Below are 17,766 nucleotides of genomic sequence, written 5' to 3'. Positions count from 1 at the left end.
ATGATAGAATAGAATAAGCATCTTATGGGTACTGACAAACGAAAGTTAATAATAGATGATGATCCGTGAGAAGAGGTGAACGCTGTATGCAAGGGACGATTCTAGTAGTGGATGATGAACAACCTATCGCTGATATTTTGAAATTTAATTTGGAAAAAGAAGGATACGAGGTCATTTGCGCCTTTGATGGAATCAGTGCGGTGGATATCGCGGTTAAGCAACAGCCAGACCTGATTTTGCTGGACCTGATGCTGCCGGGCATGGACGGTATGGACGTATGCCGCGAGGTGCGCGGACATCAGCTTCAGACGCCAATTATTATGCTGACTGCGAAGGATGGGGAAATCGACAAAGTGCTAGGGCTGGAGCTGGGTGCGGACGATTATGTGACGAAGCCGTTCAGCACACGCGAATTGCTGGCACGGGTAAAGGCACAGATGCGTAGACAGCAACGCGGCGTAGCAGGCACGCCGGAAAGCCGCCCACAGGAGGATAAGCAGGGGCTGCGCGTAGGCGATCTCTTTTTTGATGCGGATATGTATACAGCCTATAAAAACGGAACTCCACTTGACCTGACGCACCGCGAGTATGAGCTCCTGTACTATATGGCGAAAAATGCAGGCAAGGTCATGACTCGCGAGCATTTGCTTCAAGCGGTATGGGGATTTGAGTACTACGGGGATGTGCGGACGGTAGACGTGACGATCCGGCGACTGCGCGAGAAGATTGAGGAGAACCCGAGCAAGCCGGAGACGATCCTGACACGGCGTGGCCTCGGATATATCGTTAGCGGGGGCAAAGGTGGCCTGCGGGCATGAGATGGCTGTCCTTCTTTCGCACCATTCATGCCAAGCTGATTATTATCTATGTGCTGCTAATCTTGGTGGCCATGCAGTTGATTGGAGTCTATTTTGTCAGCTCGATGAAGAACTCGTTGACGAGTAATTTTACGCAGGATTTGCAAGCACGGGCGGAGATGCTGTCCGTGCTGGCGGAGCAGGATCTGAGTGGCAGTGATGGCAAAATGGAGGAAGATAGCGTCGAAAGTCTGCGTGCACGCGTGAATAACTTGTTTGATTTCAGCGGCGCGGAAATTCAGGTGCTGGATGCCAGTGGCAAAGTACTGATTACTTCTCAAGGCTCTCATGCTGACTATGTCGGACGTAAAAATACGCAGACAGTGGTTAGCCGCGCACTCCAAGGAATTCGTGATAACGAGGAATATATGGTGGACGAAGATAACGTCCGCAAGAAGGTCGTCGCCAAGCCTGTCATCAGCCAAGGCAAAATCGTCGGTGCAGTGTACATCGCTGCTTCGATGGCTGAGCTGTACGATACGATGAAACGCATTAACAATGTGTTTCTCTCAGGTATGCTGATTGCGCTCGCGTTGACGGCTGTGCTGGGCGTGGTGTTGGCCCACACGATTACGCATCCAATCAAAGTGATGACACGTCATGCAACGGAGGTCGCTGAGGGCAAGTTTGACCAGCAGATGCCAGTGTTTGGCGAAGATGAAATCGGCAGGCTGAGCGTGGCCTTTAACTATATGACAGGACGTCTACGTGAGGCTCTGTCGCAGAATGAGGAGGAGAAGGAAAAGCTCTCCTCCATCTTGACCAATATGAGCGACGGTGTGGTCGCTACCGACGATCATGGCCGGGTCATTCTGGTCAACCGCCGGGCCAGCGCCATGCTGGGCGTGAACGAGAATGAAATGACCGGTAGACATATCGCGGTACTTCTGGGGATCGACCCGGAGGAAACCGAGGCCCTGTACAGCGGATCGTCCGCTTCTACGCTCTTGCAGCTGGAGCCGGCCGGTCAGGATGAACCCATCGTCATCCGCGTGACCTTTACACCCATTCATCGGCGGGAATTTGGCATTACGGGCACGATTGCTGTGCTTCAGGACGTGACGGAGCAGGAGGAGATGGAGACGACGCGGCGGGAATTCGTCGCTAATGTATCTCATGAGCTGCGCACACCGCTGACGACGATCCGTAGCTACGCTGAAGCGCTGGATGACGGCGCGATGGCTGAGCCGCAGCTCGCAGAGCGTTTTGTAGGTGTCATCCGTAACGAGACGGAGCGTATGATCCGGCTGGTTACGGATTTGCTGCATCTGTCGCGGCTCGATTCCAATGAGGCGCCTCTGCGGATGCAGCCTGCCGATGTGATGGAGATGCTGGACGAGGTCGCGGATCGGTTTTCTTTTCAAATGAAGCAAAAACACATTCGCTCAGGCATGTTCGTAGAGCAGGGGATTGGCAAGGTCGTGATCGACCGCGATCAGATTGATCAAGTGCTGGACAATTTGATGTCCAATGCATTGAAATATACGCCGGAAGGTGGAAGTATCCGGATCGAGGCTCGTCGCAACCATGAGGGAATGCTGGCTATTTCGGTACAGGATACCGGAATTGGTATTCCCAAAAAAGATTTGGACCGGATTTTTGAACGGTTTTATCGTGTGGACAAAGCGAGATCGCGCAATATGGGCGGCACAGGACTGGGGCTGTCGATTGCCCGGGAAATTGTAAAGGCCCATGGAGGTCAGATTTTCCTGGAGTCTGAATATGGTCAGGGAACTTGTACGACCTTTACGCTACCTATGTCGGGTGAAGGGAGGGAAGCACAGTGAAGGAACGTTTGAAGTCATGGACGCTTGTTTTGCTGGTAGCTTCCAGCCTGGTTCAGACTTATTTTTTGATCTACCGTCTTCCGGGCAGTGATTCTGTACTCACTTCAGAAACGAACTATGTCAAAACTGAAAGCATGGGGCAGGAGAAAAAGATTGAAAATCTTGTATTCCCTGATAGGATGCTAATTCATCAAGGTGAGAAGAAACATACCGTTTTTTATCCGGGGGTTACTTTTTACGATTTGATTTATACACGGCTGGAAAGCCGAAGTTTTAACAATTTCCAACGTCGGAGTATCCAGTCAGCGGACTGGGCACGGATTCGCAGTGAGAATGAGGGGATCGAATTATCATTTTCCGGCGGGGTTCCGGTTTCATTGCTGGAGCGGGTCATGCGTCTGACGCCGGATTCAGTATTTCAGGGGGAGACGATTAACCGCATCTGGATCTATATCGACGAAAAGAATGCCAAGCCGCACGCACTCTTTTTCAGTGCCAGAGGTGATGTGGTGTATGAGGCGAACCAGTTCGATATGACGGTAGAAGACATTCGGCAGCATGTGAATTTTGGAAAAAATGCCCCGTTGTACAAGCTGGTGAATAATCAGTATTACATTCCCGTGGATGACCTGGAGACTGTACAGCCTGTGGTATATGCCGGGTTGTTTACGACAGAACAGATGCAGCGGAATTTATTTTTCGATCCGGGCATTACGCGCAATATTCAGGAAAAAGATGGTTCACAGATTTATACAGATAGCAAGCGTAGCTTACAGATCAAGCAGGATCAACGTTGGATGAGCTATACCGATCCTAGTGCACCGGGAGCGGATGGAAGCAGCCCAATTAGGGACGTGTTGGCCGCAGTTGATTTTGTAAATCAGCATGGCGGTTGGGATGCTGCGTATCAGATGAAATTGAGAAGCAGCGATGAAAATCGCACAAGTGTGATGTTCCAGCAGTATTATGGCGCTTATCCGGTGCTGGACACGCCATCGTTCCGCTTTGGTACGATCTCCTTGCAAATCCAGCAGGAAACGGCATCTGTCTATGATCGTTCATTGCTGTATCTCAAGGGCGGGGAGCAATCATCGAAGAAAGTGATGCTGCCAGGTGGTGAGACCTTGGAGAAGCAACTGCAAACGGTAGGCGACGGCAAGTCGATTAGAGATCTGACTCCTGTATATCAGCCAGAGCTGATCAATGACGGATTGAAGCTCATCCCAGAGTGGCGTGTTACGTTCAGCGACGGTTCTGTTGCAGAGATTCATGCTGTTCCTGTAACGACAGCATCCAATACAACATTAAAAAAGTCAGACCAAGAGACAAAGTGATAATAGGAAGGGGGAACGGGAATGGATTGGAGCCGCGCTAAAAACGTACTGATCTGTACATTTTTGCTGCTCAATGTGGTATTGGGTTATCAACTGTGGCATGATGCGCAGGAAACGGCCGGGCCGAATCTGGATTTTACTTCACTGGATGAAAACACGCAGCGTTTAATGGAAGAGAAAAGCATTCAGGTGCTGGCTCCGATTCCCGGAGATACCCCGCAGTTGCCCAAGCTGTCTTATACTTATGTCCATAGTGGAGAGAAAGATGAACTTGTGCAGCTGCTGAGACCAGTGGACAGCAAGCTGGTATTCACTCATGATGCGCTAGTGGAGGCTTTGGAGCCGCAAATCAAGGATATCGATAGCTATCAGTATGATCCGCTGGATGTCCAGGAGGAGTTCGTATCCGGACAGGCAGATGCTTTTGCGCTGCATCCGTTGGTACAGGGCAAGTGGCCGCTCTTTAATGTGAAGCTGGCTCTGTTTTACAGCAATCAGAAGATTACAGGGTATCGCAAAATTCAGGTAGAGCTCCAGCCCTCGGATGAGGCAAAGAAAATGCTGCCTGCGTCCAAAGCCTTGGCGAGGCTGATCGATGGCTATTTGCCGCGTGACTCCGTAGTGAAGGATATCCGGCTCGGATATTACGGACAGACCTTTAACTCCGATAGCCAGGTGGCTGCTCCGGTGTGGCGGTTTATGCTGGACAACGGAAAAGGCGTGTATTATGTACAGATGAACGGAGATGTCATTAGTCCAAAGACAGAACATACAGAAGGGTCTTGAACAGATATGGGGATTTCTTTTACCGTGCTGTCGAGCGGTTCGACCGGCAACGCTACCGTTGTACGGAACGAAGACACGACATTGCTCATCGATGCAGGTCTCAGCGCAAAGCGTATTGACGAATTGCTGAAAGAACGCGATCTGAGCGGAGAAGAGTTGGATGGTATTTTGGTCACGCATGAGCATTCCGATCATGTTAAAGGACTAGGCGCCATGGCGCGTAAATATAATTTACCTATATATGCTAACGAGAAGACATGGTTTGCCATCAGCAACGCTGTTGGGCAAATCGCGGATGATAACCGCAGAATATTGGAGACAGGCGCGACACGGGAATTTGAGTCATTGCGTGTAGAGTCTTTTGGCATCTCCCATGATGCGGCTGAGCCAGTAGGATACAGCTTTTATGATGGGGCAGAGAAGCTTAGCGTAGCGACCGATCTCGGCTATGTCAGCGATAAGGTAAAACAAGCGATATCAGATGCAGATGTATTGGTGCTAGAGGCTAACCATGATGTAGAAATGCTGCGTATGGGCCGCTATCCTTGGAACATCAAGCGCCGTATACTCAGTGATATCGGCCACTTATCCAATGAGATGGCAGGTGCGATTCTTAGCGAGCTGTTGACCGGACGGACAAAGCGGACGTATCTGGCACATTTGAGCCGCGACCACAATATGATGGAGCTTGCGAAGCTAACCGTACGCGGGGCAATGGAAGACCGCGGCTGTTTTTACAAGGATAGTGAGTTTCGATTGTGTGATACGTATTATGATCGTCCTACACCTTGGGATAAGGTAAGTGAGCCATAAAGCTGTCCAGCTCGGCGGCTTTGCGCTCGACCTCTTCACGGGTCACTATGCCTTTGTCCACCAGTAGCTCAATCAATGTACTTAGCGCCAGTGTATTACGGTAGTGCTCGTCTTTCAAATCCGCAAGCTTGGCTGCCATGCGAACTTCATCCATAGCGGAACGATGGGAATTCATCCTATATTCCTCCTGTAAAAATATTTTTAAAATGGCGTGCAATAAGCTTGGTTCTGCCTGTGGTTTTGCCAAGTGCTGTGATACAATAAAGCTAACAACAGAAAGCTTTCTGAAGGAAGGCTCTCATCGAAAGTATAGGCTGCTTTAAGCGGACGGGAACAAGCCAGAACGTCTCTATGAGACGATCATTTTGTAATAGAATAGAAGACTTGTTACTATTGTAGTCCATTGGTTTGGAAATCATTCCTCTTTTTTCCTCTATTCGGGGTTAGATTCGGCGTGTATGCTAATTTATGAGATTTGGTTGCTTAGGAAGGTTCCATTTGTGGTGATTAATAAGTAGACCGGAACGATTAGTTGCTGAATTCCGATGGTAGGGGATATTCAATCCATTTGAGATGTTCAACGGAGCAGGTTCTCTGTAGCATAGGTTGGCGCAAGCCCGAATAGCCCTAATTTTTTAGTGAGTGTCGGTGCATGACAACGAAGGGGAGAGGATTAGCATGGGCTTGTTTGATGATGATTTTTATTCAACGAAGGTGTCCACACGTGCGGCTAAAAAAACGGCATTTAAGGCGCGTCGCGGAGGACGAGGACGTTGGCCGCACAGGAATCGTCGGGTAAGTCCGGTGCAGGCTGCTGTCATTAGCGGTGCGGTTAGTGCAGTGGTTTCCGTGCTGCTGTTCAGCTTTGTTACAGGTCTGCCCTCCACTACAGCGGTAACCGGAGCAAGTCATTATCCCTTGCGGCAAGCAGCGGGCGATCCGTATGATCGGATTGTGCAGGCGGCAGCCAAGGTACGCCCAGCCGTCGTGAGCATCGTAAACCTGAAGGGGGAAGACGGTAAAAGTACGGAACAATCCGCGCTTGGATCGGGAGTCATTTTCCGTGTGAGCTCAGGCAAAGCCTTTATTATGACAAACAACCATGTCATTGAAGGATCGGATGATCTGGATATTGTAACCGTAGACGGTGTCAGAAAAGAGGCGAGGCTGGTCGGAAAGGATCGCATTAGTGATATCGCTGTACTGGCCGTTGATGATAAAGGCATTAGCACAGTGGCGGATATCGGGGACTCCAGCAAACTTCGTCTGGGCGAGACGGTCATTGCGATTGGCAACCCGCTCGGATTGGGAGACACCCTGACCTCCGGCATTGTGAGCTATACGAATCGCATCATTCCGATCTCCATTAATCAGGATGGTGTATATGACTGGGAACAGCATGTGATTCAGACTGATGCGGCGATTAATGAAGGAAACAGCGGCGGAGCGCTGGTCGATCTGGACGGACGGGTGATTGGCATCAATACGATGAAAATCGCCGATACAGGTGTTGAAGGACTGGGCTTCGCCATTCCTGCTAATGAGGTAATGAAGACGGTGAATGAACTGGTTGAGGATGGCAAGATTACCCGCCCTTATCTGGGGGTGTACACGGTGGACCTCAATAATGAATATGCACCTTTGGATGAAACTCAGCGCAAGGAACTCAAGCTGCCTGACAGCGTCAAGGATGGAGCCGTTGTTCTGGAGGCCCATGGTCCTGCCAAGGAGGGCGGCTTGAAGCTGAACGATGTCATTACAGCGTTTGATAGCGAACCGATTAACTCTACGCTTGATTTGCGTCGCTACCTGTATGATAACAAGAAGATTGGCGATGAGCTTAAAGTTACCTTTTACCGGGCAGGCAAGGAAGAGTCAGTGACGTTAAAATTAACAGATAAGCCGGAAGGCTAAGGTTGAATGATAGACTTAACTATAAAGAAGGCGCTCTCCGGCTTATTTCCGGGAACGCCTTTTTTTGATTTCTGCAGTGCCTTGGATTAAGATGTCGTACCCGTCACGCGGGTTCCGCTCTTGGTGATTTTGTATGTCACTACATCGCCGCTCCAGAAGTGGAACTTCAACGTGACTTCACCATCCTTCACACTGTTGAAAAATTCAGGCAACAGCTTGATGCCATTCGTATCATAGGCAGGGGCAAAAGTATTGCCAAACTCTTTATAAGGTGTCCAATCCTGTGGACCGGCATTGCCACCATTCGTATACACGGCTTCCATCGTCGCAAGCTGGCTACCACGGAAGTCTGTTGGAATGGTAAAGGCTTGTGTAGTCCCTTCGACAGCACTTAATTTCGGTGTATCATACACGACGATTTTAAAATTCCAATCTGCCCCCTTATTAAACTTGGTGTTAATAACGGCATTCTCACCATATTTACCGGAAGTAATTAGGCTGGTGAGCAAGCTGGCTTTGAAGGTTAATGTATCTCCACTCAGCGTATAGTCGGTGCCCTGTTTCAACTGCTTGCTGTTGGCATTGAGCGATTTCAACTGGTTGCCGTTCAGGTTTAGAGTGATCTTGGTATCCTGAACAGAAGAGCCTTTCTTCAAGTGAATGAGATCACTAGCTGCATTGGAGGAACGTCCTTTCAGGCTGGCCTTAATGACATTAAAGAGTTCAGGATCAGACCACTTGTAAGTGCTCCGATTCAAATGCTGGCCGTTATCCCAGAGCATGCCTGTTACTTTCTTCTCTTTCATGTAATAAGTCAAAAATTCAAAAAACTTCAGCTTTTCACCCTGTTCAATAACACCTGTATGTTTATCAAAACCGAGCAGGCCATATTCACCGACAATAACCGGGATTCCCTTGGCTACAAAGGTGTTATAGACATTATCAAAGGTTTGAACAATATCGTTTTGGGCCGCTTTATCAAATGTTGTATTCCCGGCAATGTTCACACTGAAAGGCCAGAAGCCATAATAGTGAACGGTTGCAATCAGGTTGGGATCGTTCAGCTTGGTTATCGTGTTATACAGTTCGTTGATTTTTGCCTGAGCAGGTGAAGTATCTAATCCAGGCAGAACAAGGGGACGAGTGGCATTCTTACCACCGGAGGCGCGAACGATTTTGTGGAAGGATACATTTAGCTCATGAAGCATCTGATTCATTTTCGCTTCATCCGTGGTTCCCCCTTCAGAAAAGCGGGGCTCGTTAATACTTTCAAACATCAACTTGTTGGGCTGATTTTTAAAGCGGTCGGCAATTTGTGTCCATAATGCGTTATAGCGTGCTAACACTTCATCATGCTTGGGCTCCATACTGCTTACCCACGTCCATGAATCATGATGGACATTAATCATGACATACAAATTGGCATCCAGTGCCCAGCGAACAACCTCTTCCACACGGTTCATGTAGGCAGATTCAACGGTATAATGGGGTGCGGCTCCAATATGCTTATCCCAGGTGACGGGAATCCGAATACTTTTGTGCCCTTGGGCAGCAATTTGCTGGATCAAAGCTTGGGTAATGCGCGGATTGCCCCAGGCGGTCTCATCCGCCCCGACAGCATCCAGCGAATTTCCTAAATTCCATCCAGGCTGCATGGCTTCCACGTATGACTGCATATTGCTTGTTGCAGCAGCTGGTTGTGCTTGTTCGTTCGTTTCAGCAGCAGCGGCAACGGATGCGAACGTGGATAACAATAGGGTGATGGCAAGCGTCAACGACAGCAATGAAATGGGTCTTCGTTTTAACATAACAGGCCCCTTTACAAAGTTATTTTTGAAAGCGCTTTCTAATAAAACACTATCATACTAATGCAATATGGAATACCTGCATAATTCAAGTAAAAATCATGTGTGAATTAGTTATTTTACAATTGTAAGCGTTATTATTGAAAAAATACAGAAATGAGTGTAGAATCTATGACCCTACGCGAAAGATGGATTCGCAAAGGGCTAATGAGTACGGAAGGGAGATGGAGCTAAATATGGGGACATGGAACACCGAAGAGGCCATTCGACGCTGGAATATGCATGCGGAAAATTTTACTGCTAAGTACACTGAAGAAGGGGATCGGTCTCGTGAAGTGCTGCTAAATCCTGCTTTGCAAGAGTGTATGGGACTGATCGCAGGCAAAAAGGTGCTGGATGCCGGCTGTGGCGAAGGTTATCTGAGCCGGAAAATGGCCAGGGCGGGTGCTTTGGTGGAGGCTGTCGATTACTCGACAGAGATGCTGAGGCTAGCCAAAGAGCGAACACCAGCAGCGTTGGGAATTACATATCACCATGGCAATCTGGAGAAGCTGGAGATGTTCGGGGACCAGAGCTTTGATCTGATCGTGTCCAATATGGTCATACAGGACTTGGCTCATTATGAGCAGGCGATTGCCGAAATGCAGCGATTATTAGTTCCAGGAGGCCGCTTTATTTTTTCTATTCTGCATCCGTGCTTTCTGACGCCGCAGAGTGGATGGGTGAAGGATGAGACAGGGAAAAAGCTGTATTGGAAAGTGGATCAATATTTCAATGAAGGCCCATTGGAGCAAGCCATTCCTTATGATCAGGAGGAAAAGCTTTTGTATTTTCACCGTACGCTGGGCAGCTATGTACAGACCATTGTCGAGGCTGGCTTGTTGTTGGATGGGATGGCCGAACCGAAGCCGTCTGCTGACATGTTGGAGAAATATCCCCATTTCCGTGAAGACCTGAACGTCAGTAATTTTCTCATTTTTAAGACCAAACGTCAGGGATAGTGGGCAAGCCCTTTCCTTTCCGCGTCAAGTGTGGTAGAACAAAAGAAGGCGGTTTTGACACACCTACAACAGGAAGAGCTTCAAACGGAAAGGGATGCAACTGGAATGTACGTGGTATGTAAAGAGCATGTGGAACTGGCAATTGATATGTTCGTCGATGAATATGAGGATGCACCGGATGTCGTCGATCTCAAAGAAACGAAATTTTCGGATTGGGACCCTCCAGTGAAGTGCAAGGAATGTGAGAAAAAAGCAGAGTTTTTGGTCGTCTAAACAACAAGCACGGGCGTTTCGGGCAGAAACGTCCTTTTTGTATACATCCCCACCATGTACTGAGACAGGAGTGAACGTTGGATGGACCCTTTGCTGCATTCACTGTTTCGTCCGCTTCAGGTCAATGGAAGTGATCCCTATACATATTATATTGAACAAAAGCCGTCTGCTGCGCTGAGAGCTTACGTAGCCTGCTATTGGGAGTCGGGTCCGGCTACTAGAGAAGTTTCTGAACGGAATATGGCAGTATCGGATAGAGGCGAAGCTTCATTAGGCTGGCTGGAGGAAGAAGAGGCAGTGGACCGGGTATTACCTGATGGTTGTACGGATATTCTATTAGAATACGACCCGGTGAGTAAGCGTCAGGAACTCTCATACTGTGGGACATTTACGAATCCGTTCGTGTCTACCAGACAAGCAGGGTCCGAAACACGTATTTTTGCAGTGCGATTTTTTCCCGGTGGAGCACACTATTTTCACGGCATGCCGACTCATTTGTTTACAGGCGGTAATTATCGCTTGGAAGACATATGGCCCGAAAGCATCGCTGTCATAGGGGAGCGTATTTTTGAGGCGCAGGACTTTAATGAACGGGTGCGCATAATGGATGAGTATCTTAACCAGCTTCTGCTGCGCCAACGTACGAACGATTGTGACCTGATGAAAAATCTGCTGCATCGCATCTTTGTGAGCGGCGGGAGTGTAGGGGTTAAGGAGCTTGCAGAGCGTGAGGCGATCAGTGAAAGGCAGCTTAACCGTAAGTTTGGTCAATGGATCGGAATCAGCCCGAAAAAGTTCAGTGAAGTCGTCCGCTTCCAGAGCGTTCTGCACAGTATTCAGAATGGTGATTCTGTCGATTCGATGGAGTTGGCATTGAAGCATAACTTTTTTGACCAAGCGCATCTAATCCGTGATTTTCGCAGATTTTATGGAGCTTCCCCGCTTACTGCGGCTAAGGACTTTCGGAAGTTGTCCGATTTTTACAATACACGTTCGGAACCCTCGGCTATACTCAAAATAGGAAGAAGAATGGCAAAGGAGAGATGAGGATATGAGTGGAACGCTGCAGGTTCGCGATCATCTGCTGAATGAGCTGGAGACCGGGGTACGGACGGGGGAAGCCTTGATTCGTAAAATACGTCCAGAGGATTGGAGCTTTCGCCCACAGGACAATTTCCGTTCGCTGCTGGAGTTAGTGCACCACTTTGTGCTTATTCCAGCTTCGGATCTTGCGATTATGCAGGAGAAGTCCGAGGGTGAAGTAGGAGAGATTGAAAATAGCCTGTCCGGAGTGGAAGATCCCGAGCGCTTGGCTGAGACTTTTAGGCAGAATTTTGAGGCATATAAGGCTTACATTCTTTCGCTTAGCGAAGGAGATTATCTGAATCGTTCGACGAAGGCCTTTTATATGGAGCATGGGCATTTGCAGGTTCAATGGCAGATTGAGACCGTGACCCATGTGTTCCATCACCGCTCGCAGATCTACAATTATCTGAAGCAACTGGGACATGAAGTGAACTTTTTTATGTTGTATGCTTGAGTATTTTTATATAAAAAGGTTTGGAGGGCACCTGTTGGGTGCTCTTTTTTGGTTTTATTTTAGGCTTTTTAGGGTGGGATGACTTAATCGAACGCGCGTGAAACTTCTTTACTAACACGTCTAAGAATCCCGATTTGCTCTTCGTTCAATCTGCTGGTCAACGCAACAAACTCATCTATGGCCTCTTGCCGAATCATTTCGTCTGCAGTCATATGTTCTTCGGAAAACATCAACTCGCTGATAGACACGTTTAAGGCGGTTAACACCTTCTCCAAGGTATCAATCGAAAAGTTCCTTTCTCCTCTTTCTAATGCACCAATATATCTATAGTCCAAGCTTGCGATGTCAGCTAGCTTTTGCTGTGTAAGTCCCTTTGCATTTCGAATAGCCCGGATTCTTGTACCGATTTGCTTGCGTAATTCAGCCATATTACCACCTCATAACAAGCTTATGGAAGATGAAGTGTAAAAGTCAGGTCAAAATATATAGTAAAAATGGTTTATATTGCGCTTTTTAAGTAGTATAATTAGTCTGTTTAGTCACTCCTCACGAGTGGTTGGCAACTCTAAATCGATAAAGAGGATATACTAGAGGAGGTAATATTTTTGCAGGAGGACATTCTTAAATCACTCAAACCAGATGTGATCGTACAACTGTTAAAAATGGCTTATTCCTTCGAAAACTGGACTCAGGTAAAGACTACATCTGGCATTTTATATAGCCGTGTCCAGCGTATCTACGAAGAACGGCAGTATCATAAAGCAATGAAATTACCCATCCCGCATGTGAATCTAGAACGTCCGTTGGTATATTATTTTGGGCTCAGTCACCTGATGTGCGGAATGGCTCACCAGCACCAGGGTGCATATGAGCAGGCAAGGGAGTGCATCTATAAGTATGCTGAGCTAGGGTGGATGGAGGATTTAGAGGAAGAAGACAATCAAGTTGTCGAGGAATTCAGGTTTTTAGCCAAAACTAATTTATATGCAGTGGATATTTTGTCTGGCAATATAGGGCTGATCGAGGAGTACGTAGCCTTTTTGCAGGATAATCTAGAGGAAATATTACCGGGGCTCAATACCATATTACAGGCAGCGCTTATGTATCATTTGGATGTGGCAGATATTTTACATACGTTTGCAGAGCAGATTAATGAATTCGAGAGTTATGAAGACGCAGAGAACATATCTTACTATTATAGCTACTGCTATCACTTGGCTTTGTACTATCGGAAGTGCGGCAGATTACAGGATGCAGTGGGACTTACTGTGCGGGCGATGCAACTAGCAGATCAGTCAGGTAACGATCGTAATTTCAAGAAATGTACGGCATTGTTCGAATCATTACGGGAATCAGCAACAGCGGAGCAAATCAGCGAATATCAACAGATGCTAATACGGTGTCTTGATGAATACGGAACTGAAAGCATTCCATTGTGATGAGGCCTAAATGAATGATCCGCTATAATCTGAACAGGGAATAGGCTTGTAACGGAGAGGAAATAGATAGGTAAGAGACGTTTCAGGTGCTAAAATAACTATGATACAGGTATGTTTTTAAGTTAGGGATCGTAAATACGATTTTACATTATCATTCGACATAGATAGGGGTATGGAATTTGTTTATTCAGCTTATAGGTGTGGGGAAGTTAAAAGAGAAGTATTTGGTCATGGGCATTCAGGAATACGCTAAACGGCTAGGGCCATACATCAAGTTCCAAATGATCGAGGTAGCGGATGAAAAGGCTCCTGACACACTGAGTGAGGCGGAGGTTCGACAGGTTAAGGAGCGAGAGGGCGAGCGCATCCTTGCTCATGTGAAAAGTGAAGCACACGTCATTGTGCTTGCCATCGACGGCAAACTGTGGAGCTCGGAGGAACTCGCAGAGGAATTGGACAAGCTCGGCACCTACGGTACAAGCCATGTTGTCTTCGTCATTGGCGGCAGCCATGGTCTCTCTGACGAAGTCCTCCGTCGAGCCCAGCAGAAGCTGAGCTTCGGAAGGATGACTTTGCCGCATCAGCTGATGCGATTGGTACTGGTGGAACAGATTTATCGGGCGGTGAAGATTAATCGGGGGGAACCGTACCATAAGTAGGAGCAAGTTTTTTATTACACACCAGCACAAAATTCGAAAGGATTTCGTTATTGGTAATTGGTTAAAGCTTGACGTATTGATTGCTTCATGTAGTTTTAATTTCTACGAGTTATGATGAATTTCCTTTCAATGACTCGATTTCCGAATCATAAATGTGAGATATGTGTTTATTTTAAATACAGAGGAGCCAGTTTATGCCCGAAAGTGCTGAACACCAGTTTTTAAAAGCTGAATTTTTAAACGTACTGGAGAATTTCTCTGCGTTGAAGCTCTATGGATTTACAGAAAGTGATAGGAGAAAGTTTGACCTCTCTTGCCTCATAGAGAGAGACTTTGCCCGTCCGTTAGTAGGACAAACCCTTTGGAATCACAAAAGAGGTATCGAAAAAGATTTACGGACACTTATTACAGATAAGGAGTCTGAGATTAAAGTTTACTTGGCCAAAGACAGCACAAGCTACCACTCAATTTTTGAGGAAATCATAGGTGACTACAAGCAAACTGAATTTGGTAAAGGTTTATTTAAGATTAAGCCAATATGGATACCTTCGGATTTTGACGCAGATAAGATAAAACATCAACAAGTAGTGAAGAGTATGGTAAAGAATCAAATAGTTGATGATATTCTATTCAACATTGTGTTTGGTAACTTAACATCGGAAAATATTAGTTTTTTTCTAGACGTATCAGGGATTCCTGGGCTAAATTTAATAATTTTATATCACGTAGCCACTGTGGGCTTTGTTAATTTTCCTGACCTATCTAAAAGATTAGGAGGGGTTAGCCCGGGCCCATTAAGGGAAAAAATATTAGTCCTTTGTGGGGCTGGTTTCCTCCAGAGACCAACTCCTGGTGCATCTCTCTACCATGTTAGTGCTAAGGGTAGGCTATTTCTCGATTTGGTGAAACGTATTTACGGTGAATTCCAGAGTTCGGATATAAGTGAAGAGTTGGCTTATATTCTAATGAAACTTGATCTTGTACCTATCGTCAATAAAAGTGAATTAGATAGTTGTAATGAGATTTTCCCTAAGAATAAGTTCATAAGTCTATTGAAAACTATAATCTCCGCTAAAAAACAGTGGGATCTAAATTTTGACAATATGAAATTTAAAAACAATTATGAGATAGGAGAGTCAACATTGGTGTGACTCCAGGTTTAATAAAGCTTGCCGTTTCAGAAAGCACGGTGAACCGTACCATAAATAGGGCGAAAAGTTTGATTATGCATCTCGAGAGAGGTGCATTTTTTCGTCCCTAAATTACAGCAAGATGTGGAAAATAGATCAAAAATCCGGTATGTTATCTTATTTTCAAGAAAAGGAAGGAGTAGAGAAAATGATATTTGAGCCACGCCACTAAAGATGAGAGTTTGCGCTAACCGGTATCCTTTCATTTTCATTTTATAGTGGTAGTGAAATGTTGCACTCGATCATAAAAGGGATTAATTTACGAAATGCTATTGTGCTTGCAGCCTGTCCATCCCGTTGATATGCATTATAATCGTTCTTGAAGGTTTCCTGCATTTCCTCCGATAAGTGGCGGATGTATCGATGCGCGCATTCACGTATTTGTTCAGGTGAGCCGAAATCAGCCACCAGGTCTAAAACGTCAAGCACATAGAATTCCATTGGATTCGTCTGCGGCAAAAACCATCCAGTCTGGATGACCTCCTCAAGGACCTCCTCAAGGATCTCCTCAAGATTAGTCTCATACTTATCCATCAATGGAGCGACCCTATTTTGAATCAACGTGATTATTTCTGCCAGTTCCCGCTCTCGGGTGGCTTCCTTGGCCAAATTCCATACCTTGCCTTTGTCCCGGAAGTTGCTCAAGCTGATCTCCCAGTATACTTTCCGCTGTGCGTATTTAAGATCCGGGAATTGGTATTAAACTCCAAATAACTGCCGGCCACATTGAAGGGGTGACTTAAAAAGCGTATCTCAGCTGTAAAGGAACCGATTTGTTTGATCATACTTCTTCTGGATTTATAGTATTTGAAACCGCATGGCGCGCAGGCCGCGGCAATCCTGAAACAACATTCCCGAAAAATATCCTTGCCAGTTGGATAATCTGTCATATCGCTTCATCTCCATATTTCTTATTTAGTTTAATCTAAAAAAGTATAGCTACACAGCAATTTTCATTTGTCTCCAAGCCTTTAGTTCCTGTATATATCCTATTATAATCTTACAGGTATAACAAAAAGCGCCTGAAGCCTTTCGTTATGATATAGTAAGGAGTAGAGGGCACCCGATGGGTGCCTTTCGACTTCGCCTTATAGATGTTATGGAGAACCGTACCATAATGAGTCTGTCACAAACGTCTTGTCTGTCAAATATGATAGCGAGCTGTCAGAGCTTGCCGCACGATTTGCGGTTGAAATTTTTCACATGGCTTTTATCAAATGGATTGAAAGTGCCGAGAAAGGCTTTGTGGAGCAGGTGCTCGCAGTTTATGAGGTGTATCAAAAACTCTGTCAGTACTGACAGAGTTTTTGATTATTGCGGCGCCGAAAGTCAGGTGACAAGAACATTGCCCAAATGAAGTCCTCATATCGAAGGCTTTTTTAATTATCGAATCAAATTCTTGTCATGTCCGCCGTGCAGCTCGATAACCCCGAGGAATAAGAGAGACAAAAAACTTGCCGTTACAGAGAGTGCGGAGAACCCTATCACAAATGACGCAAATTCGCTTCACATTCGACCTCATACTGTGACGGAGTAGGTTGGTGTGAACTTGGTGAATAAATGGCAGAAAATATGGCTAGCCATAGCCAACCATATTTTTAAAAGCATTTTTTGATTCTAGACACAATCGGGTTTCCTTTAAAGCGAACCTAAATCCCTTCTAGAATCTCTTCCGTTGTGCGAATCCGGCCAATCCTCGGAAAAATAACGTCCCGTACATGCTCATGTTCGGCCTTGGTGAACCCGGTCATCGCGTCAATTGCAAAAATAAGTTGATAGCCGTGCTGAAATGCCTCTCTTGCGGTTGTATCGACTCCGATACCTGAGGATATACCGCATAAAACGATCGTATCAATATTTCGGCGGCGCAGCTGCAGATCAAGGTCTGTGCCATGGAAAGCCCCCCATTGTTTTTTGGAGATGATATGGTCTGTCTCGGTCACTCCGAGCTCGGGAACAAATTCATCCCAGCCCTCTATCAGGTTCAGTCTAGGTGCCGTGATATCGAGCTTGGGAGAGGGTATGTCCTTGAAGTCTTTACTGGATACGTGTACAAGATTCACAAAAGCTCCCGTGTTACGAAAAAGATTGGCCAGCTTAGCTGAATTTGCAATGACCATCTCGGCAGAATAAGGAGCATACTGACTGCTAATCCATTTTTGAAGGTCAATGACGACCAGAGAAGTCTTGTTCCAATCCAATAACGGTGCTCGTTCCTCACCCTTCAAATGATTGCCATTTAGTTGATTCATATAGAATCTCCTCCTAACCTTATCTTGTAATAAAATGATGACCACATCAGTATATAATCGATGATATAGAATAACGAGAGAGGGAATTAACCTAGGAGCGTTACTCCCAGAATACA

General features: G+C 46.4%; 19 protein-coding genes. 14 read left to right on the top strand and 5 right to left on the bottom strand.

The window, feature by feature from the left end:
* The first annotated feature begins 86 nt into the window (after nt 1-86).
* The 5 genes from yycF to HFE01_RS12230 are packed head-to-tail and all read left to right on the top strand — an operon-like array spanning nt 87 to nt 5,577.
* A complete protein-coding gene (gene yycF / locus HFE01_RS12250) occupies nt 87-818 on the top strand; it encodes a response regulator YycF (RefSeq protein ID WP_013373888.1) in 732 nt (243 codons plus the stop codon).
* Nucleotides 815-2,644 carry a cell wall metabolism sensor histidine kinase WalK gene (walK, locus tag HFE01_RS12245; RefSeq protein ID WP_025366252.1) on the top strand — a complete coding sequence of 610 codons (1,830 nt, stop codon included), beginning with the start codon at nt 815-817 and terminating at the stop codon, nt 2,642-2,644. Before yycF ends, walK begins: the two co-directional genes overlap by 4 nt.
* Complete coding sequence (locus tag HFE01_RS12240; protein WP_019689082.1) at nt 2,641-3,978, top strand: YycH family regulatory protein; 1,338 nt, start codon at nt 2,641-2,643, stop codon at nt 3,976-3,978. Before walK ends, HFE01_RS12240 begins: the two co-directional genes overlap by 4 nt.
* 21 nt (nt 3,979-3,999) lie before the next feature.
* The gene (yycI, locus tag HFE01_RS12235) at nt 4,000-4,764 is read left to right on the top strand and encodes a two-component system regulatory protein YycI (RefSeq protein ID WP_019689081.1); all 765 of its coding nucleotides are present in this window, start codon (nt 4,000-4,002) and stop codon (nt 4,762-4,764) included.
* Nucleotides 4,765-4,770: 6 nt separating this feature from the next.
* Complete coding sequence (locus HFE01_RS12230; protein WP_016822471.1) at nt 4,771-5,577, top strand: MBL fold metallo-hydrolase; 807 nt, start codon at nt 4,771-4,773, stop codon at nt 5,575-5,577.
* Here the strand turns inward: HFE01_RS12230 and HFE01_RS12225 are convergent.
* Nucleotides 5,546-5,752 (bottom strand): hypothetical protein, encoded by a 207-nt coding sequence (locus HFE01_RS12225; protein WP_013373883.1) that lies wholly within the window; start codon nt 5,750-5,752, stop codon nt 5,546-5,548. The genes HFE01_RS12230 and HFE01_RS12225 overlap by 32 nt on opposite strands.
* 503 nt (nt 5,753-6,255) lie before the next feature.
* Between HFE01_RS12225 and HFE01_RS12220 the strand changes: the two genes are divergently transcribed.
* Nucleotides 6,256-7,491: a S1C family serine protease gene (locus tag HFE01_RS12220; protein ID WP_019689080.1), complete on the top strand. Its 1,236-nt coding sequence runs from the start codon at nt 6,256-6,258 to the stop codon at nt 7,489-7,491.
* Between the two features lie 86 nt (nt 7,492-7,577).
* Here the strand turns inward: HFE01_RS12220 and HFE01_RS12215 are convergent, their stop codons facing one another.
* Nucleotides 7,578-9,299, bottom strand: coding sequence for a cellulase family glycosylhydrolase (locus HFE01_RS12215; protein WP_019689079.1), 1,722 nt, complete (start codon nt 9,297-9,299; stop codon nt 7,578-7,580).
* A gap of 233 nt (nt 9,300-9,532) precedes the next feature.
* Between HFE01_RS12215 and HFE01_RS12210 the strand changes: the two genes are divergently transcribed.
* From HFE01_RS12210 to HFE01_RS12195, 4 genes are all read left to right on the top strand, one after another.
* Nucleotides 9,533-10,297, top strand: a complete 765-nt coding sequence (locus HFE01_RS12210) for a class I SAM-dependent methyltransferase (RefSeq protein WP_107733633.1) — start codon at nt 9,533-9,535, stop codon at nt 10,295-10,297.
* Nucleotides 10,298-10,402: 105 nt separating this feature from the next.
* A complete protein-coding gene (locus tag HFE01_RS12205; RefSeq protein ID WP_013373879.1) occupies nt 10,403-10,570 on the top strand; it encodes a CxxH/CxxC protein in 168 nt (55 codons plus the stop codon).
* 81 nt (nt 10,571-10,651) lie between these two features.
* Complete coding sequence (locus HFE01_RS12200; protein WP_107733634.1) at nt 10,652-11,617, top strand: AraC family transcriptional regulator; 966 nt, start codon at nt 10,652-10,654, stop codon at nt 11,615-11,617.
* A gap of 4 nt (nt 11,618-11,621) precedes the next feature.
* Entirely contained in the window at nt 11,622-12,110 is a 489-nt protein-coding gene (locus HFE01_RS12195) for a DinB family protein (RefSeq protein WP_107733635.1), read from the top strand.
* A gap of 83 nt (nt 12,111-12,193) precedes the next feature.
* Here the strand turns inward: HFE01_RS12195 and HFE01_RS12190 are convergent, their stop codons facing one another.
* Nucleotides 12,194-12,538 (bottom strand): helix-turn-helix domain-containing protein, encoded by a 345-nt coding sequence (locus tag HFE01_RS12190; RefSeq protein WP_107733636.1) that lies wholly within the window; start codon nt 12,536-12,538, stop codon nt 12,194-12,196.
* 177 nt (nt 12,539-12,715) lie between these two features.
* Here HFE01_RS12190 and HFE01_RS12185 point away from each other — a divergent pair, with 177 nt between their 5' ends.
* The 3 genes from HFE01_RS12185 (at nt 12,716) to HFE01_RS12175 (ending at nt 15,359) form a co-directional block, all read left to right on the top strand.
* The gene (locus HFE01_RS12185; RefSeq protein ID WP_107733637.1) at nt 12,716-13,549 is read left to right on the top strand and encodes a DNA-binding protein; all 834 of its coding nucleotides are present in this window, start codon (nt 12,716-12,718) and stop codon (nt 13,547-13,549) included.
* Nucleotides 13,550-13,728: 179 nt separating this feature from the next.
* Entirely contained in the window at nt 13,729-14,208 is a 480-nt protein-coding gene (rlmH, locus tag HFE01_RS12180) for a 23S rRNA (pseudouridine(1915)-N(3))-methyltransferase RlmH (RefSeq protein ID WP_013312768.1), read from the top strand.
* Between the two features lie 194 nt (nt 14,209-14,402).
* Nucleotides 14,403-15,359 (top strand): hypothetical protein, encoded by a 957-nt coding sequence (locus HFE01_RS12175; protein ID WP_107733638.1) that lies wholly within the window; start codon nt 14,403-14,405, stop codon nt 15,357-15,359.
* A gap of 252 nt (nt 15,360-15,611) precedes the next feature.
* Here the strand turns inward: HFE01_RS12175 and HFE01_RS27305 are convergent, their stop codons facing one another.
* Nucleotides 15,612-16,043: a hypothetical protein gene (locus tag HFE01_RS27305; RefSeq protein ID WP_243208181.1), complete on the bottom strand. Its 432-nt coding sequence runs from the start codon at nt 16,041-16,043 to the stop codon at nt 15,612-15,614.
* A 492-nt stretch (nt 16,044-16,535) separates the two neighbouring features.
* Between HFE01_RS27305 and HFE01_RS12165 the strand changes: the two genes are divergently transcribed.
* Nucleotides 16,536-16,697, top strand: coding sequence for a hypothetical protein (locus tag HFE01_RS12165; RefSeq protein ID WP_243208180.1), 162 nt, complete (start codon nt 16,536-16,538; stop codon nt 16,695-16,697).
* Between the two features lie 350 nt (nt 16,698-17,047).
* On the opposite strand, the gene HFE01_RS12160 is transcribed toward HFE01_RS12165, so the two are convergent.
* Complete coding sequence (locus tag HFE01_RS12160; RefSeq protein ID WP_107733639.1) at nt 17,048-17,650, bottom strand: isochorismatase family protein; 603 nt, start codon at nt 17,648-17,650, stop codon at nt 17,048-17,050.
* Between the last annotated feature and the right edge of the window lie 116 nt (nt 17,651-17,766).

Source organism: Paenibacillus sp. EKM10P, assembly GCF_011800655.1.
Classification (GTDB): Bacteria; Bacillota; Bacilli; order Paenibacillales; family Paenibacillaceae; genus Paenibacillus; species Paenibacillus polymyxa.
Note: the sequence above shows the minus strand (reverse complement) of the source record. Positions and strands in the feature narration are given on the sequence as shown.